Source organism: Marinobacter sp. ES-1 (assembly GCF_000475255.1).
Classification (GTDB): Bacteria; Pseudomonadota; Gammaproteobacteria; order Pseudomonadales; family Oleiphilaceae; genus Marinobacter; species Marinobacter vinifirmus.
Window position 1 is genome coordinate 1 of sequence record NZ_AXBV01000053.1, and the last position, 20,431, is coordinate 20,431.

Consider the following 20,431-nt stretch of genomic DNA (forward strand, 5'->3'; position numbering starts at 1 on the left):
GTGTGATGGGCGGACGCTTACCATTCGGCGTCAATCCCTCACGTCTTCGCACCTGCGGCGCTGCGCGCTCCGCTTGCCTATCTTGCTCCGAGGTCCGTTACCGCAATGGCAATGCACCGACTACGCCCCGGCTTGCTGTGGCAGGTTGTGCGGAAGCGTGCCGTCCCCGACGCTGGCGGTTCAGCGCAATCACGTCACGAAAGGCAGTTCACCGACACGCCGCCCGGCCTCGCTTCTATGGAGCTTCCACACCACTCCTCAAGCATGTGGCCGCGAGCTGCAGGAGGGACGCTCTGACCTTATCGTCGGGGCTTTGACCTGGTTCGCGTCAGGGCGCAAGCCGGTGCAGGCGTCACGCGGAAATGCCGAATTGTCCAGGTCTCCTTTCGGAGCGGTTCGGCCCAAGGCGTCCTTGTGTCGTTGTGAATCCTGGCGATGGCCCGGCTGCGCCTCGGGCTTTATGACTGCAACCGTGCGGCGCAAACAATTTCCCCTGCGCTGGGCGCATTCCTCGCGCGGCAAATTGTTTGCGCCTTCCGGTTCTTCACTACGTTGCGACCGCAAGCGGTGCAGCCAGCCCGTCCCCCGCCGCTCGGATCACAACAAGGACGCGATGGGCGCGAACCTTGTTTAACCCGAAAGGAGAAACACCATGGCCAACATCGGCTCTTTTACCGCAGACAAAGACGGTTTCACCGGCACTCTTCGCACCCTGACGCTCAACGTCAAGGTCAAGCTGGTGCCCAACGACAAGGGCGACAGCGAGAATGCTCCAGACTTTCGCCTCCAGGCCGCTGGGCACGACATCGGCGCGGCGTGGAAGAAAACCAGCGAGGCCGGGCGGGACTACCTGTCCGTTACCGTCGACGACCCTTCGTTCCCGGCTCCGGTTTACGCTCGCCTGATCGAGAGCGAGGACGGCACGCACGACCTGATCTGGTCGCGCAGCAAGCCACAGACGGCGTGACCGCCGCCTCCATCGCCCCGCCTTGGTGGCGGGGCGCCCTATGGCTGGGACAGGGTTGCAAGTGTTCACGATTCGGAGCGGACTCTTTGAGAGTCTACGTATCCGACTCAGTACATTAGAGAAAGATGAAAATCGTTCTGGCCAACCATTTTGTGAATGGTTTTTACTTCAACGTGAGTATCGAGGTGTTGTGAGGTTGCACAACAGCAACGTTGCTGGGATTTCCGATGCTGGGTTTTGAACCGGCTTCAAAGAATACTCTATACAGTCCAATCCAGTTGAATATGCACTGCATGATGGATGCTCACTGAGCTGCTGTGCAGCTTTGCTGCATATATCAATGAACGAGCCATCATTTACAAAGACAATCAGGGCCGCATGACTGTCATTGGGTGTGACATATTGGCATAGCTGCGACAACGCATCAAAAAGTGCGGCTGGGCCTCTCCAAATCTTGCATTCGGCTACTAACTGATAGCCGTTATTGGCAAAACCCATGGCTAATGGCTTGCTCACCACGATATCCGCATGTCCTTGATACGCATGCGTTTCAGCGCCAGCTTGAAAACCTGCACGTTGAAGTGCCACCACGAGCTGCGAGCGCAATGCATTCTCATCAAGCCCCTTATGGAGCTGCGCGTTTTGCTCCCAGTTCTTGATATATTGCTGGATCGCCTGAATGGGTGATGACCTAACTAGAGGTTGGTATGCTGAGGTGGCTATCAATACGCTTAAAAATTGCTCTACACGCTTAATAGTTTCCCATTGCTCCCAATACAGCCTGAGCATACAGCGGACGGTGTAATTCTCCTGGTAGTTTTCTTCGAAATCTTGCTGAGCAGCCTGGCCTATGGAGTTGTAATCCTGCTCTGGAGGAATTGATTTCCTTACGTTCGACACATACTCATCTATAAGCATTGACTTGTTTACATGTGAGGTATCGAGACTCCCCTTTAAGTAAAGGGCGCAACCGCCGCCCTCCGCATACATGTCTCTTATTGGTGAACTGTGGTTCACGTCAAACACGAACTCACTTTGACTCTTAAGGTGTACCCAGTCATTATGATGGCCGCTGAACTGGTTACACAGAACTTGCAGATTTTGCAGAATTTCCACCACATTCATATTGATATATCCTGTCTTTTTGGGCGCCCTTGTATCGCACTACACAAAACAACATCAACTACTCAGTGGTTTCTGCGAACCATGACAGTCCGCTTCTGTTCGTGTGCAGTCAATCAAAATTATTTCTGGCAATCGCTTCCAATGCTTGCCTAGCCTGTTCCAGCAACTGATCGGCCTTGCGCTCGCCATTGCCGGTATACGCCAGCGCTATCAGCGTACTCTGTAGTATTCCGAGACTACCGACCAAGGCTGAGAAAAGGCATGGCATAGCCTAAAAATTCAGAGTGAGACGTCCTGTTTTCCTTCCATCTGCGAGGGTTGGATGGTGGGGTGTCTCGACGATCACTAACGGTCAACATCAACCGTTTCTTGGCCCGGGAAACGCCAACAAAAAAAGCACAACGCTCCGCATCTTCCTCCCCCCAGAAAGACTGATTTTCAACGCCAAGAATGACAACCGTATCGAATTCGAGCCCCTTGCTCTTGTGGATGGTCAAAAGACGCACAGCCTGATCGTCGGAAAAACGCTCCAGTGCCTTGGGCAAATTGGGTTCCGACTTTAATAGTTCATCTACGCGGGTCTTGGTGTCGTTGACGACTTGCACTAGTCTCGCTTTTGACTCGTAATCATGGGAAAGTGCAGACAGAGTCTCGATGCCCACTTTGCTTAAGAAGGCGCGAACAAAATCCCACCAGTCCGCAAATGGTTCACCTAATAGTACGCTCTGTACGACACTTTTCCTCTGACCAGCAATAAAGTTCTGGAAATCTCTTCGCACGCTGGACTGTGCATCATCGTCAGCGAAAGGGATGAGTTGTGCCATCAATCGAATCCAGGCTTTTGGTTCTCGCTGCCCATATAGAATGGACAGATAATCGACGATAAGCCTTGCGGCTGGCTCGACAGAGATATCTTGGAGTTGTTGCTCATTGCGAAAGGGAATGCGCCGCTGCTCCAACGCTTGAATTAGGTGGTCGCCATAGAGGTCAGGTTGCCGGACGATCAGGATTGCGATTTCCGAAGGTGGAAGCTGCTCATGGTTGATCCATGTATTGATTGAGTCTGCCAGATACTCGGCTTCTTCCTGACTATTTGGAAATTGCCATGCGAATATCTGACCTTCCTCACCTGCGAGTTGTTCATCAGGCATGACGGAGGTGGGGTCCATCACCTTAATGATTTCGTTCTGCATACGCAGCAGGCGAGGCTTAGAGCGGAAGTTGCGATACATATTGAGTGGTTCAGCAGCAAAGTCCGCTGCGAAGGTTTGGAAGATGCCATCAAGCGCACCTGCCCATCCCATGATCTTTTGCTTGGTGTCGCCGACTGCCGTCAGACGGATAGCCGTGCCCTGGAACGCGAGTTTCACCAGCGCGTATTGCTGGTCGGTGCAATCCTGGAATTCGTCCAGAAAGACATCGCTGTAGGTCTGACGGACGGCGTTGCGGGCCACGACGGATGTATTGAGTATCTGGATGGCCAGGGGCACCAGGTCGCTGAATTCGATCTGCCGTCGTGTCACTCTCCGGTCGCCGATTTGGTAGTTGACGTCGAGGGCATCCCGTCCGGTCAGCACCGGCCGGAAACGGTCGATGATCCGCTTGGCGAAAGCATGGAAGGTGTAGCTGTCGAAACGTGCTGCCAGATCGGAACCACAACGGCGTTGCACGCGCTCCTTCAGGTTTTTGCTGGCATCGACCTTGAATGAGATGGCCAGTATCCGTTTCGGGTAGCGACAGGTTCCTGTGCGCAACAGAAAGTCGGCGCGCTGTGCAAGCATTTCTGTTTTGCCTGCACCTGGCCCGGCTGTCAGCGCAAGACAACGCTCTGTTTCCCGTGCGGCACGCAAGGCATTGGGTTCGAGCGTCAGCCCATCCGCCGGTTGCCAATCACCTACGGCGATCATTCAGGCAATTCCTCCAGCTTGGCGATTACCGCATTCGCCAGTCGCGCTAGTGATTCAGGCATGTCGTCGCGAAGTTCCTCGTCACTCAATTGGGCCAGTGCATCGATATGGGCCGCTGGCTTGCTGCCTAGCTTGAAACGCTTGTGATAGGTCTTGAAAAGTGCGCGCTCATCGTCATCGTACTGTGCCGCGTCGAAATGGCTATTGCCGAGAACGGCTTTGACCGTGGCCTCACTCGGCGGATTAGGCTCGACACCGTACTCATCGGGAAACGAGAGTAACATCGCGAAGTCGAGGTCCATCGGATAGGAGAAGAAGACGCCACGCTCTTCAAAGGCTTCGATATAGCCAGGGTACTCTCGAACCCTATATTTATCTGAGTTCCAAGCGGGAATATTGTGATCTTTAGGCAGAACATCTTCGGGGTGGTATGCCAATAGCTGATCATTGGCATATTTGAACCGCCCCCATCCTCCTTGATGTCGGGCGACATCCAAATCGAGCAATGTGAGATAGGGGATTTCAAGGGCCGAGAGCAGGCACCAGAAGTGATTGACATGGCGACCGCCCAGGGGCGCAACGGTCACAGCAGACTCATCGACTGGAATACCTTTGGCGCGCAGGATACGAGGCAGAACGATTTCCTCGCTATCACCTTCTCCAAGGATGACCAACCGGGAAAAGTAGATTTCGGGATATGCTTGAACGGCTTCGCGGACAAACTTGTGGGCTTCATCTGTCCTTTTTGGCAAGCGAATGCGTGTGGTCTTGGTAGTTCGCTCACTGGTGAGCCGCAAATAGCGTATGTGCCTAGGATTGACTCGCCGAAGCATGGAAGGTGCATGGGTGGCGATCAGGGCTTGGGCATCTTCGTTACTCGTCATAGTGGCCAGAGCATTCACGATTCTTCCCAAATAGTGAGGTGAGAGACTGTTCTCAGGCTCTTCAAGGGCGACGATCGTAAACACCGGGGGACGCAACTTATCCGGGTCGAAGGTATCATCGTCACCGGCAAGCACCGCACGCCCGATTGATTGAGCCGAAAGCACCAGTGACAGATAGAGCATGGACTTCTGGCCATCACTCAGCCTGGAAAAATCGACCAATTCTTCGTCATGCCCAGGAGAAAACGAAACGGACAGGTGCCGTAATAAGGCTTCGATCTCGGATGCGACGAAGGTGATTTGAGGGTCGGCGAAGAAGCTGCCTTTATGCAAGGTGCTCCAGGTTGTCTGCAGGCTCTCGCTCAGAGTTGCGATTGATGGGTTGCCCGCGAGGCTTTCACTGATTTTGTCTGTGAAGCCTTTGATTTCTTCTCGCTCATTCTCCCAGTTTACGGCACGCAGCATGCGGCCAAGCAGAGCATTGGCGCTGTAGGCGATGTGATCAGCGGGATCTCGTCTTGCAGGTAAGTAGTGAACCTGCACATGATTGCGTTCCGCTCGCGTAACTTGTGCTGTCGTGAGAGGAGAACCATCGGCATCGAGATCCAATACATGAACCAGGGTTTCCTCGATGTCACCATCCACGCCCATCGTGGCGTCCAGGCGATATCGGACACGGGGTGGACCATCGGCGGAGTCCAGCCGCATATGGCCGAAATGAGGAGCTATCGTTGCGACATCATCGTCATCTTCAAGTTCGGGAAAGATAAAGTCGGCTTCGATCCAAAGCTGCCGTTCTTCAGGAACGTCCTCTTCGTCATAGGGAACGTGGAAATCTGACCGCCGGATGCGCCGTAGCGAGGGATCGAAGGCAAACAAGCGGCACAGCGCCTGAAGTGCTGCCGTCTTGCCTGAACCGTTCGGGCCGATCAGATAGGTGATGTCGTTGAGGGTCAGTTCAGTGGGCTCCGGCCCAAACGACTGAAAGCTGAATAGCCGGATGCTCTGTAGTTTCATGTGACGCGTTATTCCTCTGTTTTTATATGGCATTTCACGACAGCGATCACTAAGTAACAGACAACAACCAAGTTATGGCTCATCATTAGCCTGTTTGAAGCTAACTTTTTGCATCGTTAATGATTTCACGCAGTTCGAGCTGTATCTGCTGGAGAAGTTGATCAACCTTATGCGGATTGTCACCACTGTAGGCCAACGTCAACAACGTAAGCGGATGCACCTCCATCACCTCACACAGCTCTGCCAGCTTGCTGAGGGTCGGGCTTTTCAGATCGCGCTCCAGAGTACTCATGTAGGTACGGCTGGACACGTCAGAGAAGGCTTCCTGGCTCAAGCCACGCGCCTTTCTGACGGCCTTCAATGCCTTCGCCAATGAGTACTGTTTTGCCACCAATGGTTTCCCCTCAAAAACCAAGATGACAGCCTATTGCGCCCTATAGGGCTACAATCTATAGTGTTCATTTGGTATTGCTCTGTGTTTTCGTGCCTTTACGGAAATCCGCTTTTGCGGATCATGTGCCATCCGGAGAGCCGTATTCGTGCCTTTGCTGATAGACGCCAATGCGCTTTCACACTTCTACGTTTTCGTGGAATTGAGGGAGTGCGCTTGCGTATGTTTGTACACAAACGCTGATGCAGTTCTGCGGTTCAGTGCCTTTGTGGTGGATGCGCGGCCATGACTGCACTCGTCACTGATGCGGAGCGGGCGCAACTGCTTGCCAACAATCAGGAGGCCGACCCGGTGCCCGTTGTGCGCTTATTCACCCCGGATGCGCACGCCACCTGGCTGCTGGCCTCGCTCGACCCTGCCGATGGCGACACCGCCCACGGCCTGATCGACCTGGGCATCGGTATGCCTGAGTTGGGGATGGTGAAATTGTCCGATCTGGCGTCCATCGTCGGGCCGCAGGGACAGCCTGTGATGCGTGATCGTTACTTTCAGCCGGTGCGGCGACTATCGGAATACCTGCGGCTGGCCGAGGAAAATGGGTCAATGACCGACTGAACCGCCACGTTAGTGGCGGCCCACTGTGTCTTTTTAGGTCTGACTTCAGACCGACAGGGTCTGGATAAGCAACCATGCACCGACGCAGTGCATAGCTGCTCGAAACAGTCATGATGCGCGACGCGGATTTTGGCAGGCTGGCCAATACGGCACGCCATTTTGGGGCGAGCCGCTGTCGCATTCGGACGAAAACCGCAACGCACCGGAGCCAATCGGTCTTGACGCTGACAATGATACCGTTTCATCCATGACGATTCGATGATCGCTCCATAGCGTACCTTTTGGCCGTGGCGACGTACCTCAAGCCGAGGGAGGTTGCGCCATGGCTGATCCCTGCGCCCCGTCTTGGTATCCGACGGCGGCCTATCTCTACGTCCTGCACCTGGATGACCCGGCGCTGGCCTGGGAGTATCTGCGCCGACACCCGGATTACCGCCGGGACTGGCGCCGTCGCCGTCGATCTGACGCGGCACAACGCTGGGGGCTGCGCCTGCTGGAAAACCCGACCCTGGATGCGCGCGACGCGCACCCCGTGTGGTTTCCCGACCATGATGCCGTGCTGCAACTCCACCCAGATGCCGATCCGCCACCGAAGGCGGTGGCCTTCACGTTGTGGCAGCTTCCTGGCCGCAAGCACTTGATCCACGATGGCCAGCGTTTGTTGTTGGTCAGCCGCTGGGCGGGTGGCTGCCTGCGCTTCGCGTTGGCACCAGATCTGGCCGATGGCATGGCTTACGCATATGCCGTGCGGGCAAGCGACGCCTCCCAGGCACATTGTCAGGCGCTGTCGGCTTCCCTGAAGCAGTTGGCCACTGCCACCGGCACGTCCCTTGTGGCGGTGGCTCGACCACGGCCCTCTCTCACGAGCTTATTGGAACTGCATACCTTGCAGGCGCTCGACGCGACCCTGGCGGGTGCGTCCTTGCGCGAAGTGGCCGAAGGGCTGTTCGGTACTGATGCAGTCGCGGCCGACTGGCACGCCGACAGCGCCTTGCGTGCCCGCGTGCGCCGTCTGGTTCGCCGGGGCAATAGGTTGATGCAGAGCGGCTATCGCCACCTAGCACAACTTCCACCTGTTGAGCAGGGACGCGCGGCGGTGTCTGTAAAACGTCCCTGAGCAAACGTCCTGCCTTATCTGAGACTGCCTCCATCCGGTCACGCGGTGTGGCCGGACGTTTGCAACCGATGGAGGTGCCCACCATGCGACCTGCTCCCTCGCGGCCCGCTGCCGCCGCAACTGATACGCCCGCGCAGCCCCAACGCTACCTGACCAATGACGAAGCCGCCGAGTATCTACGCTTGTCGCCGCGCACACTGGAAAAACAGCGCGTGATTGGTGGTGGCCCCAAGTTTCGCAAGTTCGGCCGTCGCGTCATGTACGCCGTGGCTGATCTCGATGCCTGGGCCGATGCGCGCAGTTATGAGGCCACGTCCGATCCCGAATACGCCGAACGCCACGCGGGTGACTACCGTGATGGCCGCTGATCGGCAGTGTGTCGGTGGCCATCGTCATGCCCAACTCATCGCTGCCGTCTCGGCAGCAGCCTGCGCAGCGGGAACAGCTCGATCTGTTCCGCGCACTGCCGGGCGAGGACATGGCGCCGCGCGATGCTCAGGACCTGATGGCCTATCCGTTCTTCTCATTGGCCAAGTCGCGTCGTATCGCGCCGATCGACTTTCGCAGTGGCAATATCACCCTTCGCGTCGAAGGCACCCAGGAACACGGCATCGCCACCATTTGGGACGCCGACATTCTGATCTGGGCCGCCAGCCAGATCGTGGAAGCCCGCGATGCGGGCATCCAGCCGTCACGCCGGATGCAGGCCACGCCCTACGAGATCCTGCGTTTCATCCGGCGCGGTACCTCATTGCGCGACTACCAGCGCCTCAAGGCCGCACTCGACCGGCTGCAATCGACCACGGTGGCCACCTCCATTCGCGAGAGCACCGGGCGGCGCCTGCACCGATTTTCCTGGATCAACGAGTGGAAAGAACTGGCCGATGCCAACGGCAAGCCGCTGGGCATCGAGCTGATCCTGCCGGACTGGTTCTATGCGGGTGTCATGGATGCTGCCCTGGTGCTCACTATAGACCCGACGTATTTCCGGCTCACCGGCGGCATCGAGCGCTGGCTGTACCGGCTGGTGCGCAAGCATGGCGGTCGTCAGGCAAACGGTTGGCAGTTCGATATTCCTTACCTGTATCGCAAGTCCGGCAGCCTGGCGCAGCCGCGCGATTTTGCCCGCGATCTGCGCAGGCTGGTGGTGAAGCAGTCACTGCCCGGTTACGAGTTGTCCATCGCACGTTGGCCCGGCGAACCGGAGATGCTTTTCTTTCGGCCCGTGCCGCAAACGGCACGGGGATAAGTCAGAGGATAGTGGCAGAACAAGCTGTGAATGGGCTCGTGCTATCGGGCGCGCTGAGACTCGTGCTATCAGGCGCAGCGGTATCGTGCTATCAGGCGCGCAAATCGCAGATAAGCCCAAGAACAGGAAGGTTTTTTCCGGCTCTTAACTTAATATCTAACTTAAAATCTTATCTAACCAATAATAATAAACAGCTATTACGGCGGTGGATAACCGCCAGTCCGCAACAGTTAGTGCGTTTTCCAGGCCGCTCATGGGGTCACTTTCCGTCAGGGAGGGTGATGCCATGATTGTCGCGTTACTCAATCAAAAAGGCGGCGTGGGCAAGACCACGCTGGCCACTCACATTGCCGGCGAACTCGCACTGCGTGGTCAGAACGTCATCTTGCTGGATGCAGACCCGCAGGGCTCGTCGCTGGACTGGACGCAGCGCCGAAGCCAACAAGGCTTGCCCCGGCTGTTCAGTGCCGTCGGGCTCGCCCGCGAAACCCTGCACCAGGAGGCCCCAGAACTCGCCCGAAGGGCCGATCACGTCATCATCGACGGGCCACCCAGGATCGCCGCTCTGGCGCGCTCCGCACTGTTGGCCGCTGAGCGTGTACTGATTCCGGTACAACCCAGTCCCTACGATCTGTGGGCCAGTGCTGAGATGGTGGCGCTGGTTCGCGAGGCCCAGGTGTTCCGCCCGCAGCTCATGGCGGCGTTCGCCATCAACCGGCGGGTCAGTACCACCGTGATCGGGCGTGAAGCCCGTCAGGCCCTCGTGGAACAACCGCTGCCCGCACTGCGCGCCGAGGTACGCCAGCGCATCGTCTTTGCCGATAGCGTGGCCGCTGGTCGCCTGGCACGTGAAATAGCACCAGACAGCCTCGCTGCTCGTGAAATCACGGCGTTGGTGGATGAACTGTTGCGGTGGCCGTTATGAGCAAGACACACAGCAAACGCATCGGCATCGGTGCGCGTCCGCCCGCCAATCCACAGGCGGAGGCATGGATTCGCCAGGGCGACGCCGATGCTGTCAACAAAGGCGACCTCTACACCGCCCGATTGACCCTCGACATCACACCCGCCATGCGGGCACGCATCAAAGTGTTGGCCTTCACGCAGGGCGTGACCGTGGCCGAGTTGCTGCGCGCGTTGCTGGAACGCGAGTTCCCGGAGAATCCATCATGAACACACAGTCTTCGGCGACGACGACAGCATTGCCGCCACCGCTTGCCACGTTCTCCGGTCAGAACGATGGCGCACCGTTGACGCGCGTCTTTCTGGCCTATTTCGAATCCCGCTTCAAGCTTTACCTACGCTTTGGTGAACCCGCGCGCGTCGTTCGGTTCGACCGGTGGCGACGCGTGGCGGTGTTCCTGCCGGGTGCCATATTCTGCCGCATTCGCTGGCAGACGAACGACTACGGCACGGTGCGTTGGCAACTGATGGTAATGCAGGCTGGTCTGCCACGGGATGTCATGCAGCGCATCCCCGGCGTGCAGCCCGGCGCGCGACTGTTGCTGCATACTGAAGGCGACCATGCTGTGCGCACGGTGCTGGCATGCATCGACGCTATTGAAGCCTTGGGGATTGCACCGGCCACGATGTCGCCTGCGTACTGGCGTACGCTAGCCAACCGACTCGCTGCGGGTTTGCCGCTGCCTGAATACACTGCCGAGCGGCATGCCGCCTGGCTGGCCGGGAGGGCATTGTCATGACGCTCCATATCACCGAGTCAGGCTCCCCTCAAGCAGCGCCGCATTCTCGCTCGCGCCACCGCGTCTGCATCGTTTTGGCGGTTCTGTCCGCCTGTGGCCTTGCCGCACTGGCCTGGGCGTCTTTTGTGCAGCCACTACCGCGCCTGATCTACAACCCATCCAACAGTGTGGCAGTAGGCTGGTATCGCCTTGATCCGCTGCAACATCAATCTGGTTCGTCGCCACTCCGGCTGGAGGTCGGCAGCGTCGTTCTGACCACTTTGCCGCCGGACGCCGCCATCTTGGCGGCGCAACGCGGATACCTGCCAAACCACATTCCATTGCTGAAACGTGTGGGTGCAGTCGCACCACAGCACGTTTGCATTGTCGCAGGCCAGGTGCGTATCGACGGTGCATCAGTCGGGAAAACATTGTCAGCCGATCGGCTAGGCCGTCCGCTGTCATCCTGGTCAGCCTGTCGGCAGCTTCAGCCCGGTGAACTCTTCTTGTTGAGCATCACCAATCCGGCGTCGTTCGACAGTCGCTATTTCGGGCCGGTCAATGTATCCGACGTGATCGGCATCGCGCATCCGCTTTGGTTGGAGACACGCCGATGATGGCCGCCGAGTCGCTGCGCTTCATCATGCCATCCGGCGTGTCGATTCACTGGCCGTCACCACGTCGTTGCGTGTGCAGTGCTAGCGCCGATCCTACGTATCGAGCACCGCACTTAGCGCTGCCTTCCCACGTGCAGACGTCTTGCCTCGAACACGCCCGGCCTACGGCCATTGGCGTGTTCCCCAGCGGGCTGGCTGCCAGCAGCGCAGCGCCGCCGGGCCGCCGACGCCCTGAGCGTCAGCGAAGGGCAAAGGCGGAAGGCAAGACAAAAGGGAGCGGCACCTGGCGGCCCGCAACGTCAGTCTGCACGTGGGGGGGATGCGGCACGATGCGGCTTCGCCGCCGTGCCGTGAGATGCATGAAGCCTGCGTCAACGCTGAGATACCGGCGTGCTTCATACGACAAAGCACGCCACCCTCTGCTAGGGGCGTGGTTATGAGTGACCAGCGTGATGATGACTTTCGGCTCCACCCCGGCGCGCCGAAGCAGCGAGGCAAGGGTCAGAGTTTCGTTTCCAAAGTCCTCAAGCAGACGGGGAAGACCAGTGGTGGCAAATCCTCGGCACGGGGTCAGACATCGGTGGGCAACACCGGCCTGCGCCCCGGTTCGCGTTTGGGCCGTGGCCATACGGCGGCTCAATTTACGGGAAAATCCCTGACGCCGTTCTCTCGCCGCGTCACCATCAAAACCCTGCTGGTCAATCAGCGCCGGGCTAGCCCGCAGTCGCTGGCGAAACACCTGCGCTATATCGAGCGCGATGGTGCGGGCCGTGAGGGTGAGCCAGGCCGAGCCTACGGGTCGCAGATTGACGAAGCTGATCTCGATGCTTTCAAGGAGCGCTGCCAAGGCGACCGGCATCATTTCCGCTTTATCCTCTCGCCCGAAGACGGGGTTGAGCTGGATGATTTGCGTACTTACACACGTCACCTGATGAGCCGGGTGGAGGCCGACCTGGGTACGCGGCTAGATTGGGTGGCGGTGGATCACTGGAACACAGACAACCCCCACACGCATCTGGCGGTGCGTGGACGTGACGACACCGGCAAAGACCTCATCATCGCTGGCGACTACATCGCCCATGGCCTCCGCCATCGAGCCGCTGAACTGGCGACGGAATGGCTGGGGCCACGCACAGAACTGGAGATCCAGCAGAGCATGCAGCGCGAGGTGGAACAGGAACGGTGGACGGGCCTGGATCGTACACTGCAACGAGAAGCAGGAGACGACCACCAAGTAAAGATCGCACGCTTTAACGACTCGCAGCTAAGGCACCACAGACAACTGCTCATAGGCCGTTTGCAACACTTGCAGCGCCTGGGCCTGGCGGACGAGGTGCAGCCCGGAACCTGGGACATCCACGCCGACGCCGAGAAGACCTTGCGCTCCTTGGGTGAACGTGGCGATATCATCCGCACCCTGCAACGCGCCATGCGTGGCCAGTCACGAGAACTGGCCGTCTTTGAGCCGGGGCAGAACGATCATAGACACGGGCGTACCATTGTTGGCCGTGTCGCCAGCAAGGGGCTGGCGGATGAACTGCATGATCGCGGCTACCTGGTGGTCGATGGTGTGGACGGCAAAGCCCATTACGTTGCGCTGAATGCGCGCGATGAGTTGGCGAGCTATCCCACCGGCGCGGTGGTGGAAGTACGCGGCTCCGTTGAGCAGCGCACGGCTGACCGCAACATTGCAGCGTTGGCCAACGATGGTCTGTACCGCACCGACCATCATCTGGTGATCGAACAAGGCCGGGGCAACACGGGACGCGACCCGCAAGACGTTGTGGCATCCCATGTTCGCCGACTGGAAGCGCTACGCCGCGCCGGTATCGTCGAGCGCGTGGCCGAAGGGCTCTGGAAGGTGCCGGGCGACTTGCCCGAGCGTGGCCGCCAGTACGACGCGCAGCGCCTGGGTGGCGTGACGGTGGAACTAAAATCCCACCTGCCCATTGAGAGACAGGCTCGCGTGATCGGGGCTACCTGGCTGGATCAGCAATTGATTAAGGGTGGTAACGACTTGGGTGACTTGGGCTTTGGCAGCGAAGCCAAGCACGCCATGCGGGAACGCGCGGATTTTCTGGTCGAACAAGGGCTTGCCGAAAAGCACGGCAAACGTGTAGTCCTTGCCCGAAACCTGCTGAAAACTTTACGGAATAGAGAGTTGACGCAGGCTGCAAAAGACATTGCCGCCGAAACCGGCCTGGAGCATCGGCCCGTGGCCGATGGGCAGCGTGTGGTAGGTATTTACCGACGCAGTATTATGCTCGCCAGCGGGCGCTATGCGATGCTGGATGACGGTAGGGGATTCAGCCTGGTGCCGTGGCGGCCGGTAATTGAACAGCGATTGGGCCAACAGATCGCCGCGACGGTGCGTGCAGGTGGTGTGTCTTGGGAGGTCGGGCGGCAGCGCGGCCCAAGCATCGCTTGAAAGTTATTGGAATCGAGCTTCGACCCTTAACCGGAATCTGCGCTTACGGCGCATTGCATGGCTCCGATCAACTGCTCTCATACAGTCTTGGTGGTCTCTAGCAAGCGGCGAGCAAGCACCATTGCATTATCCGGCCCGGAAATGTTGGCAAACCCCATCAATACCCCTCCTTTGGCGGACTTTCGGATACGCCAGTGGCTCAATGCCTGAACCGCCAAACCGTGGGCCTGCGCCGCGCCAGCAAAGTCGCGGTCGCTACGTTGCCCATTCAGCATCGCGAGCACGTGGGTTCCGCCTGCTTGCGTTGCAATACTGAGATCCGCTCCGAACACCTGAGTCAGCGCATCAACCAGGTAGCCCCGTCGCTCCGCATAGAGCGAACGCATTTTGCGGAGGTGACGGGCAAAATGGCCTTGCTCCATGAATTCGGCCACCGTTGCCTGCGGCAAGATCGAACCTGGGCCGGGCAGATGGTTCGCCGACTCTCGAAACCGCCCGATGTGCGACTCGGGGACAACCAGATAACCCAGACGCAGGCCTGGAAACAACACTTTGCTGAAGGTACTGCTGTAGAGCACACGCTCGTCCCGATCCAGGCTTTTCAGGGCGGGCAATGGTCGGCCGTGGTAGCGAAACTCACTGTCGTAGTCGTCCTCGATGATCCACGCCTGCCGCTGCCTCGCCCATTTCAGCAGCTCCAGTCGCCGAGGCAAGGACAGCGCAACGCCCATGGGGCACTGGTGGGTGGGCGTGACCACGGCAAATCGCGCTTGGGCGGCGCGTCGCTGCGCGGTACTTACGCTCAGCCCTTCTTCATCCACCGGAATCGGGACCAGGCGCATCCCGATGCGCAGCAGAAAGTCCCGGGCATAGACGTAACCCGGGTCTTCGTACCAACCCTCGTCACCGTTTTTCAGCACAGTGCGGCATACCAGTTCCAGTGCCCCTCGGTAGCCAGCCGTGATGAAGACCTGCTCGTGGGAGCAGACGATGCCACGTGATATGCCCAGGTAAGTGGCGATGGCGTGCCGCAGCGGTTCATAGCCGGCGGGGTCTGGATAGTTCATGGCTGCCGCGTCGAGAACACGCAAACTGCGGCCAGCGAGACGGGTCCACGTCTTGCGGGGGAACGCATCCAGAGCAGGCAGGCCGAACTGGAAGGGTTGAGGCTCATCGGACGCTGTCTGCTGGCGCACTGGCGGCTGTACATGAGGCTTGGACGGAGCCGCTCGCCTGGACTCGCCCAGGGTGTCCAGGCGCGGGGATACGACCGTACCGGCGGGGCCACGTGCCAGGAAATAACCCTCGCCGGCCAACATCTGATAAGCCAGTTCTACGGTGCCTCGCGCAAGACTGAGTTCGCTGGCGAGGCTACGCACCGATGGCACGCGGTCGCCCGGCCGCAGCTTGCCGGCGGCGATCGCCTCCCGAAAGCGCCGATACAACTGCAAATAGATCGGTGCGTCCGAGTTCCGACTCGGCTTGAGCTGCCGCAAATCCAAATTCGATGTCCCAGTCATTTTTCCAATTCTTGCACCTGTAAGGTAGGACGTAATTTTCCTAAAATCCCTAACATATGACAAGGAAATCGAAGATGAGCGAACTACGCCTGCCTTACAGAACTCTTTCTCCCGAGGCCTACCAAGGTCTCATCGCCACCAGCCAAGCGCTCGAAAAGAGCAATCTGGGTAAGGAGCTGGCCGAGCTGGTGTACCTGCGGGTATCCCAGATCAACGGCTGCGCGTACTGCCTGGAAATGCACACAACGGCGCTTCGTGCGGGTGGCACGCCACAGGTCAAGCTCGATAGCCTGGCAGGCTGGCGGGTCAGTTCCCACTTCAGCGAACGCGAGCGGGCCGCGCTTGCCTGGGCCGAGTCCCTGGTAAATGTCGCGGACACCCATGCTCCCGATGAAGATTTCACGCCCCTGAAAACGCACTTCAGCGATGCAGAGATTTCCGACCTGTGTTTCGCCGTCGCACTGATGAGTGCGTTCAACCGTCTGGCGATTGGAGCCCGTCAATAACCCATCCGCCTGACATTGGCGCAGTGATTAGCCAAGGATAAGGGCGCTGCCCGGATGAAAAAGGAGACGACGCATGCTTGAAATCAGACCCAACTGCGAGTTGTGCGACAAGGATTTGCCAGCCGACAGCCTTGATGCGCGCATTTGCAGTTACGAATGCACGTTCTGCGCTGACTGCGCGACCGGGGTACTGCACAACGTGTGTCCCACCTGCGGAGGTGGGTTCGCCCCCAGGCCAATCCGACCGCGCCGATCCTGGCGACCAGAGCTGAATTTAGGGCTTGCCAATTACCCGGCCGGCACCGCGCGCAAGCATTGCAAGTTCACTACCGACGAGATCACGGCTCATGTCCAGCGAATCAAAGATATTGCACCCCCGGACAGATAGTGAAACGGATTCGACCTCTCGTCAAAGCGCACGACAGCCGGGCACTGGGGTGATCAGTGACCGTCGCCACGACAACGCCGAAGGAACGCGAGAGTCTCGCAGGCGCCAGTGGCTGCGGTATTTGATGGAGACGTGTCAATCGCTGAAAGCGGGCTTTCCTGTGGTGCAAACACCACTCGGGCAACCCAATCAAAACCATCTCAAAAACTGGAAAGGTAAGGAACAGCATGAACCAGAATTGCAATCAATTTGGACAACCGATCGGAGAAGCCCTGGCGAATTGGTCGGCTCGTCCGCTCCCCGGCAATGTGACGCTGGAGGGGACCTTCTGTCGCCTTGAGCCGCTGAATGCGGAGCGCCACGCCGGCGATCTGTACGCGGCATACAGTTCCGCCCCTGACGGGCGCGACTGGACCTACATGTTCGCTGGCCCATTCAATAGCGCGGACGAGTACCGCAGCTACGCCGAAACCACAGCGCGCAGCACTGACCCCAAACACTATGCCGTCATCGACACCAAGCTGGGAAAAGCCGTCGGCACGCTATCCCTGATGCGGGTCGATCCTGGCAATGGCGCCATCGAGGTGGGCAATGTCGCGTTTTCCCCGCTGATGAAGCAAAAGCCAGCCTCTACCGAAGCACAGTTCCTGCTCATGCAGTATGTGTTCGATGAACTGCGGTACCGCCGTTACGAATGGAAGTGCGACAGCCTGAACGCGCCGTCTCGGAAGGCGGCGGACCGGCTCGGCTTCAGCTTCGAGGGCATCTTCCGCCAAGCGGTGATTTACAAGGGACGCTCGCGCGATACCGCTTGGTTCTCGATCATCGACAAGGAATGGCCATCGCTTAAGGTGGCATTCCTCGCTTGGCTTTCGAAGGCTAACTTCGACGCCCAAGGTCAGCAAAGGCAAAGTTTAAGCTCGGTCAGAAGCGCCACAAAAGCGTGAGCTGGGTATTGCGTACAGATACAACTTTAAATATTTCCATCTGTTTTTTATAAGCAAATAGGTGGAAAAAAAAACCCGATTCATTAGGAACTGTTGATGAAATTCTCCCCGAGGCGCCCCATTAATTTCAGCGCAGGACCAGGAACCATTCCCGAAGAAGTGCTCGAAACCATCCAAGAGGAAATTTTCGGATGGCATGGTATTGGTGTAGGCGTCATGGAAATGAGTCATCGGAGCAAAGAATTCATCTCCATCTATCAGTCGGCGCAGGAAAAATTTCGACACTACTTGCAGATACCGAAGAATTTTAAAATTCTTTTCATGCAAGGCGGCGGCATTGCACAAAACGCTATCGTGCCGATGAATCTAGCTCGAAGAGGTTGCATTGATTTTTTGGTGACAGGCAACTGGAGTCAAAAATCATACGAAGAAGCTGGAAGGTACGCTAATGATATTCGTGTGGCGGCCTCATCGAAACTCACCGGCTACACTGAAATTCCAACGATATCCGGCTGGAAACTCAACCCGGCAGCAGACTACATTCACATTTGCAGCAACGAAACGGTACAAGGCGTCCAGTTTCAAGAGCTTCCAGACATCTCAATACTGGGATCGCAAGCGCCGCTGGTTGTGGACTGTTCATCTGACCTAGGATCGCGTTCTGTCGATTGGAGTCGGGCAGGTCTTGTCTTTGCGGCTGCACAGAAAAACCTCGGAATCGCTGGTCTCACGATCGTGGTGGTAAGGGAAGATTTGATTGGGCGCGCCCTACCGATCTGTCCCAGCGCTTTCGATTACTCAGTCGTCGACGCAAACGAGTCGATGTACAACACTCCGCCTACGTGGGCGATCTATGTGGCTGAATTGGTGCTCGGATGGGCGCAGACGCAGCGGGAGGGTGAACTGACAGGAGTAAGAGCTATAGAGGTCCGCAACAAACGTAAAGCTGAGAAAATTTATCGTGCCATAGACGAAAGCAGCTTTTATCACAACAACGTCGCGCACCAATTCCGCTCTGACATGAATGTGCCGTTTCTTTTGGCAGACAGCAAACTAGACGCCGCCTTTCTATCCGCCGCTAAGGAGAACAATCTGCTTCAGCTCAAGGGACATAAGAGCGTCGGCGGAATGCGTGCCAGTCTTTACAATGCAATGACCGAGGAAGGTGTCGATTCGTTGGTCGATTTCCTGAAGGACTTCGAGAGAACGAGGGGTTAACCATGAGTGGGACCTTCGACAGCCCGCGCCTCCGCAACCTCAAGCCGTACACACCCGGCGAACAATCGGGTGGCGAGAGGTTGGTCAAGCTAAATGCGAACGAGAACCCGTACCCACCTTCGCCACTGGCTGTGGCGGCAATGATGGAGGCCGTGAAGAGCGGCTTGGAGCTGTATCTCGATCCAAATGCTGGGTTGGTGCGTGAGAATGTTGCTTCCTACTACGGACTTTCGGATGACAAGGTGTTCGTAGGGAATGGGTCAGACGAGGTACTGGCCCTCGCGTTCTGCGCATTCTTTCAGCAGGAAAATAGGCCTTTGCTCTTCGCCGATGTCACCTACAGCTTCTACGAGGTTTATTGCCAACTCTATAGTATTACCTATGAGTTGATTCCAGTTGATGAGGCCCTGGTACTGCAGTCGAAGACATTCCGAAAAATTCTGGCCGGTTACCACACCTGTAACTCCCACCGACACCCCCTTATGACGGCATCTAGTACGCCGGTGGCGGACTTGGGGTCGAGACGAACCTACATATATTTGGAGGCCAGAGCTGGTTTTCACCTTTTCCAATTTCCGTCGGTATCAAGTTGCTGAAAGCTTTCCGAGATGACAACAAAAACAGATGAAATGTCTCCAAGCTATCGGGGATGGCGGATCGTTGTTTTGTGCTTCACAGTGGCTGTATTCTCCTGGGGATTCGCCTTCTACGGCCAAAGCGTCTATCTCGCTGAACTGCAACTCCTGCATGGCTGGTCGTCTTTCACCGTTTCTACGGCGAGCACGATGTCCTATCTTGCTGGTGCCTTCCTGGTGCTTTTCACTGGCGAGGCCATTAACCGATGGGGACCGCGACGCTTCCTGCTTGGCGGCGTAAGCTGCCTTGCACTCGCCGTAGTGCTCATCGGGCAGGCACGGGCGTCATGGCAGATTTATCCTGCCTACCTGCTGATGGCAATAGGCTGGTCGGCCATGAATGTCGTCGCGATCACCACCTTGATCGCCCTCTGGTTCGACACCAAGCGCGGTCTCGCGATTAGCCTGGCGCTCAATGGGGCGAGCTTTGGCGGCATAGCCTGGGCACCTATCCTTTTGGCCGCCATCGGACACGTCGGGCTGGAAGTCGCTTCGCTGGCAGGCTCGGCCATCATGCTCGTCGTTCTTGTCCCGATGATTCTTGCATGGGGCAGCCGGCCGCCACTCTCCAAGTCTTCGCCACGGACGAATGCAAGCGTTTCACACGCGACCAGCGACAGTGATTCGGGCATGCCATGGACGCGGATACGGGCACTGCATAGCCCGGCGTTCTGGTCGCTGTCCGGTCCCTTTGCCTTGGCGTTGTTCGCGCAGGTCGGCTTTCTTGTCCACCTTGTCGCTATTCTGGAGCCGACGATAGGCAGGGCCTCGGCCGGCCTTGCCATCTCCATCGTTTCCGTCACGGCCGTCGTTGGTCGGGTGGGCCTGGGCTTCGTCATCGACCGCCTGGACATGCGGCTGGCCAGCACGCTGTCTATGGCGTCGCAGGCTGTGGCCTTGCTGCTGATTGGCCTATTCGATGACCGGCTCGTGCTTCTTTCCGCCTGCGCGCTCTTCGGGCTTTCTGTAGGCAACGTGATTACGCTTCCGGCACTCATCGTTCAGAAGGAATTTGACGCGGGAGCTTTTGCGCTGATCGTCGGACTATCGACCGCCATCGGCCAAGTGACCTACGCCTTCGGGCCTGGGCTGATCGGCCTGCTGCGCGACACATCCGGTAGTTACTCCGGGCCGGTATTTCTGTGTGCCGCCTTGCTGACGGTTGCCGCTGTGGTCGTCTTGATGCCGCAGAAGAGGCCCATTCACTTGCAGTAACGA

At 57.9% G+C, this 20,431-nt stretch carries 21 protein-coding genes; 16 read left to right on the forward strand and 5 right to left on the reverse strand.

All coding sequences use genetic code 11. The features are described 5' to 3' along the window. Positions 1–652 precede the first annotated feature (652 nt). Positions 653–967, forward strand: a complete 315-nt coding sequence (locus Q668_RS09985; RefSeq protein ID WP_022989472.1) for a DUF736 domain-containing protein — start codon at positions 653–655, stop codon at positions 965–967. A gap of 168 nt (positions 968–1,135) precedes the next feature. Here the strand turns inward: Q668_RS09985 and Q668_RS09990 are convergent, their stop codons facing one another. The 4 genes from Q668_RS09990 to Q668_RS10005 form a co-directional block, all read right to left on the reverse strand. Continuing rightward, entirely contained in the window at positions 1,136–2,092 is a 957-nt protein-coding gene (locus Q668_RS09990; RefSeq protein ID WP_022989473.1) for a hypothetical protein, read from the reverse strand. A gap of 236 nt (positions 2,093–2,328) precedes the next feature. Beyond that, entirely contained in the window at positions 2,329–3,999 is a 1,671-nt protein-coding gene (locus Q668_RS09995; RefSeq protein WP_022989474.1) for a UvrD-helicase domain-containing protein, read from the reverse strand. Continuing rightward, positions 3,996–5,900: an ATP-dependent nuclease gene (locus Q668_RS10000; protein WP_022989475.1), complete on the reverse strand. Its 1,905-nt coding sequence runs from the start codon at positions 5,898–5,900 to the stop codon at positions 3,996–3,998. The genes Q668_RS09995 and Q668_RS10000 overlap by 4 nt, the downstream gene beginning before the upstream one ends. Before the next feature lie 100 nt (positions 5,901–6,000). After that, on the reverse strand, positions 6,001–6,291 hold the full coding sequence (locus Q668_RS10005) for a helix-turn-helix domain-containing protein (protein ID WP_081697592.1): 291 nt from the start codon (positions 6,289–6,291) through the stop codon (positions 6,001–6,003). A 285-nt stretch (positions 6,292–6,576) separates the two neighbouring features. Here Q668_RS10005 and Q668_RS10010 point away from each other — a divergent pair, with 285 nt between their 5' ends. From Q668_RS10010 to Q668_RS10045, 9 genes are all read left to right on the forward strand, one after another. Next, positions 6,577–6,906, forward strand: a complete 330-nt coding sequence (locus Q668_RS10010) for a DUF2958 domain-containing protein (RefSeq protein WP_022989477.1) — start codon at positions 6,577–6,579, stop codon at positions 6,904–6,906. Between the two features lie 322 nt (positions 6,907–7,228). Continuing rightward, the gene (locus Q668_RS10015; protein ID WP_022989478.1) at positions 7,229–8,023 is read left to right on the forward strand and encodes a DUF7011 domain-containing protein; all 795 of its coding nucleotides are present in this window, start codon (positions 7,229–7,231) and stop codon (positions 8,021–8,023) included. An 83-nt stretch (positions 8,024–8,106) separates the two neighbouring features. Further along, positions 8,107–8,391: a helix-turn-helix transcriptional regulator gene (locus tag Q668_RS10020; RefSeq protein ID WP_036219708.1), complete on the forward strand. Its 285-nt coding sequence runs from the start codon at positions 8,107–8,109 to the stop codon at positions 8,389–8,391. Positions 8,392–8,417: 26 nt separating this feature from the next. After that, positions 8,418–9,272, forward strand: a complete 855-nt coding sequence (locus tag Q668_RS10025; protein WP_052009704.1) for a replication initiator protein A — start codon at positions 8,418–8,420, stop codon at positions 9,270–9,272. A 286-nt stretch (positions 9,273–9,558) separates the two neighbouring features. Beyond that, the gene (gene parA / locus Q668_RS10030; RefSeq protein WP_022989481.1) at positions 9,559–10,197 is read left to right on the forward strand and encodes a ParA family partition ATPase; all 639 of its coding nucleotides are present in this window, start codon (positions 9,559–9,561) and stop codon (positions 10,195–10,197) included. Then, a complete protein-coding gene (locus Q668_RS10035) occupies positions 10,194–10,445 on the forward strand; it encodes a chromosome partitioning protein ParB (RefSeq protein ID WP_022989482.1) in 252 nt (83 codons plus the stop codon). Before parA ends, Q668_RS10035 begins: the two co-directional genes overlap by 4 nt. After that, positions 10,442–10,975 carry a DUF2840 domain-containing protein gene (locus Q668_RS10040; protein WP_022989483.1) on the forward strand — a complete coding sequence of 178 codons (534 nt, stop codon included), beginning with the start codon at positions 10,442–10,444 and terminating at the stop codon, positions 10,973–10,975. Before Q668_RS10035 ends, Q668_RS10040 begins: the two co-directional genes overlap by 4 nt. Continuing rightward, positions 10,972–11,571: a S26 family signal peptidase gene (locus Q668_RS16860; RefSeq protein WP_081697587.1), complete on the forward strand. Its 600-nt coding sequence runs from the start codon at positions 10,972–10,974 to the stop codon at positions 11,569–11,571. Before Q668_RS10040 ends, Q668_RS16860 begins: the two co-directional genes overlap by 4 nt. 436 nt (positions 11,572–12,007) lie before the next feature. Beyond that, the gene (locus Q668_RS10045) at positions 12,008–13,999 is read left to right on the forward strand and encodes a relaxase/mobilization nuclease and DUF3363 domain-containing protein (protein WP_022989484.1); all 1,992 of its coding nucleotides are present in this window, start codon (positions 12,008–12,010) and stop codon (positions 13,997–13,999) included. A gap of 77 nt (positions 14,000–14,076) precedes the next feature. Here the strand turns inward: Q668_RS10045 and Q668_RS10050 are convergent, their stop codons facing one another. After that, positions 14,077–15,519: a PLP-dependent aminotransferase family protein gene (locus Q668_RS10050; RefSeq protein WP_022989485.1), complete on the reverse strand. Its 1,443-nt coding sequence runs from the start codon at positions 15,517–15,519 to the stop codon at positions 14,077–14,079. 74 nt (positions 15,520–15,593) lie between these two features. Here Q668_RS10050 and Q668_RS10055 point away from each other — a divergent pair, with 74 nt between their 5' ends. The 6 genes from Q668_RS10055 (at position 15,594) to Q668_RS10075 (ending at position 20,428) form a co-directional block, all read left to right on the forward strand. Continuing rightward, positions 15,594–16,025 carry a carboxymuconolactone decarboxylase family protein gene (locus Q668_RS10055; RefSeq protein WP_022989486.1) on the forward strand — a complete coding sequence of 144 codons (432 nt, stop codon included), beginning with the start codon at positions 15,594–15,596 and terminating at the stop codon, positions 16,023–16,025. Between the two features lie 73 nt (positions 16,026–16,098). After that, positions 16,099–16,413, forward strand: coding sequence for a DUF1272 domain-containing protein (locus tag Q668_RS17770; RefSeq protein WP_081697589.1), 315 nt, complete (start codon positions 16,099–16,101; stop codon positions 16,411–16,413). Positions 16,414–16,640: 227 nt separating this feature from the next. Next, the gene (locus Q668_RS10060; protein ID WP_022989487.1) at positions 16,641–17,360 is read left to right on the forward strand and encodes a GNAT family N-acetyltransferase; all 720 of its coding nucleotides are present in this window, start codon (positions 16,641–16,643) and stop codon (positions 17,358–17,360) included. Positions 17,361–17,456: 96 nt separating this feature from the next. Then, on the forward strand, positions 17,457–18,578 hold the full coding sequence (gene serC, locus Q668_RS10065) for a 3-phosphoserine/phosphohydroxythreonine transaminase (protein WP_036219692.1): 1,122 nt from the start codon (positions 17,457–17,459) through the stop codon (positions 18,576–18,578). Between the two features lie 2 nt (positions 18,579–18,580). Beyond that, positions 18,581–19,174: an aminotransferase class I/II-fold pyridoxal phosphate-dependent enzyme gene (locus Q668_RS10070; protein ID WP_022989489.1), complete on the forward strand. Its 594-nt coding sequence runs from the start codon at positions 18,581–18,583 to the stop codon at positions 19,172–19,174. Between the two features lie 12 nt (positions 19,175–19,186). Continuing rightward, positions 19,187–20,428, forward strand: a complete 1,242-nt coding sequence (locus Q668_RS10075) for an MFS transporter (RefSeq protein ID WP_022989490.1) — start codon at positions 19,187–19,189, stop codon at positions 20,426–20,428. Positions 20,429–20,431 lie beyond the last annotated feature (3 nt).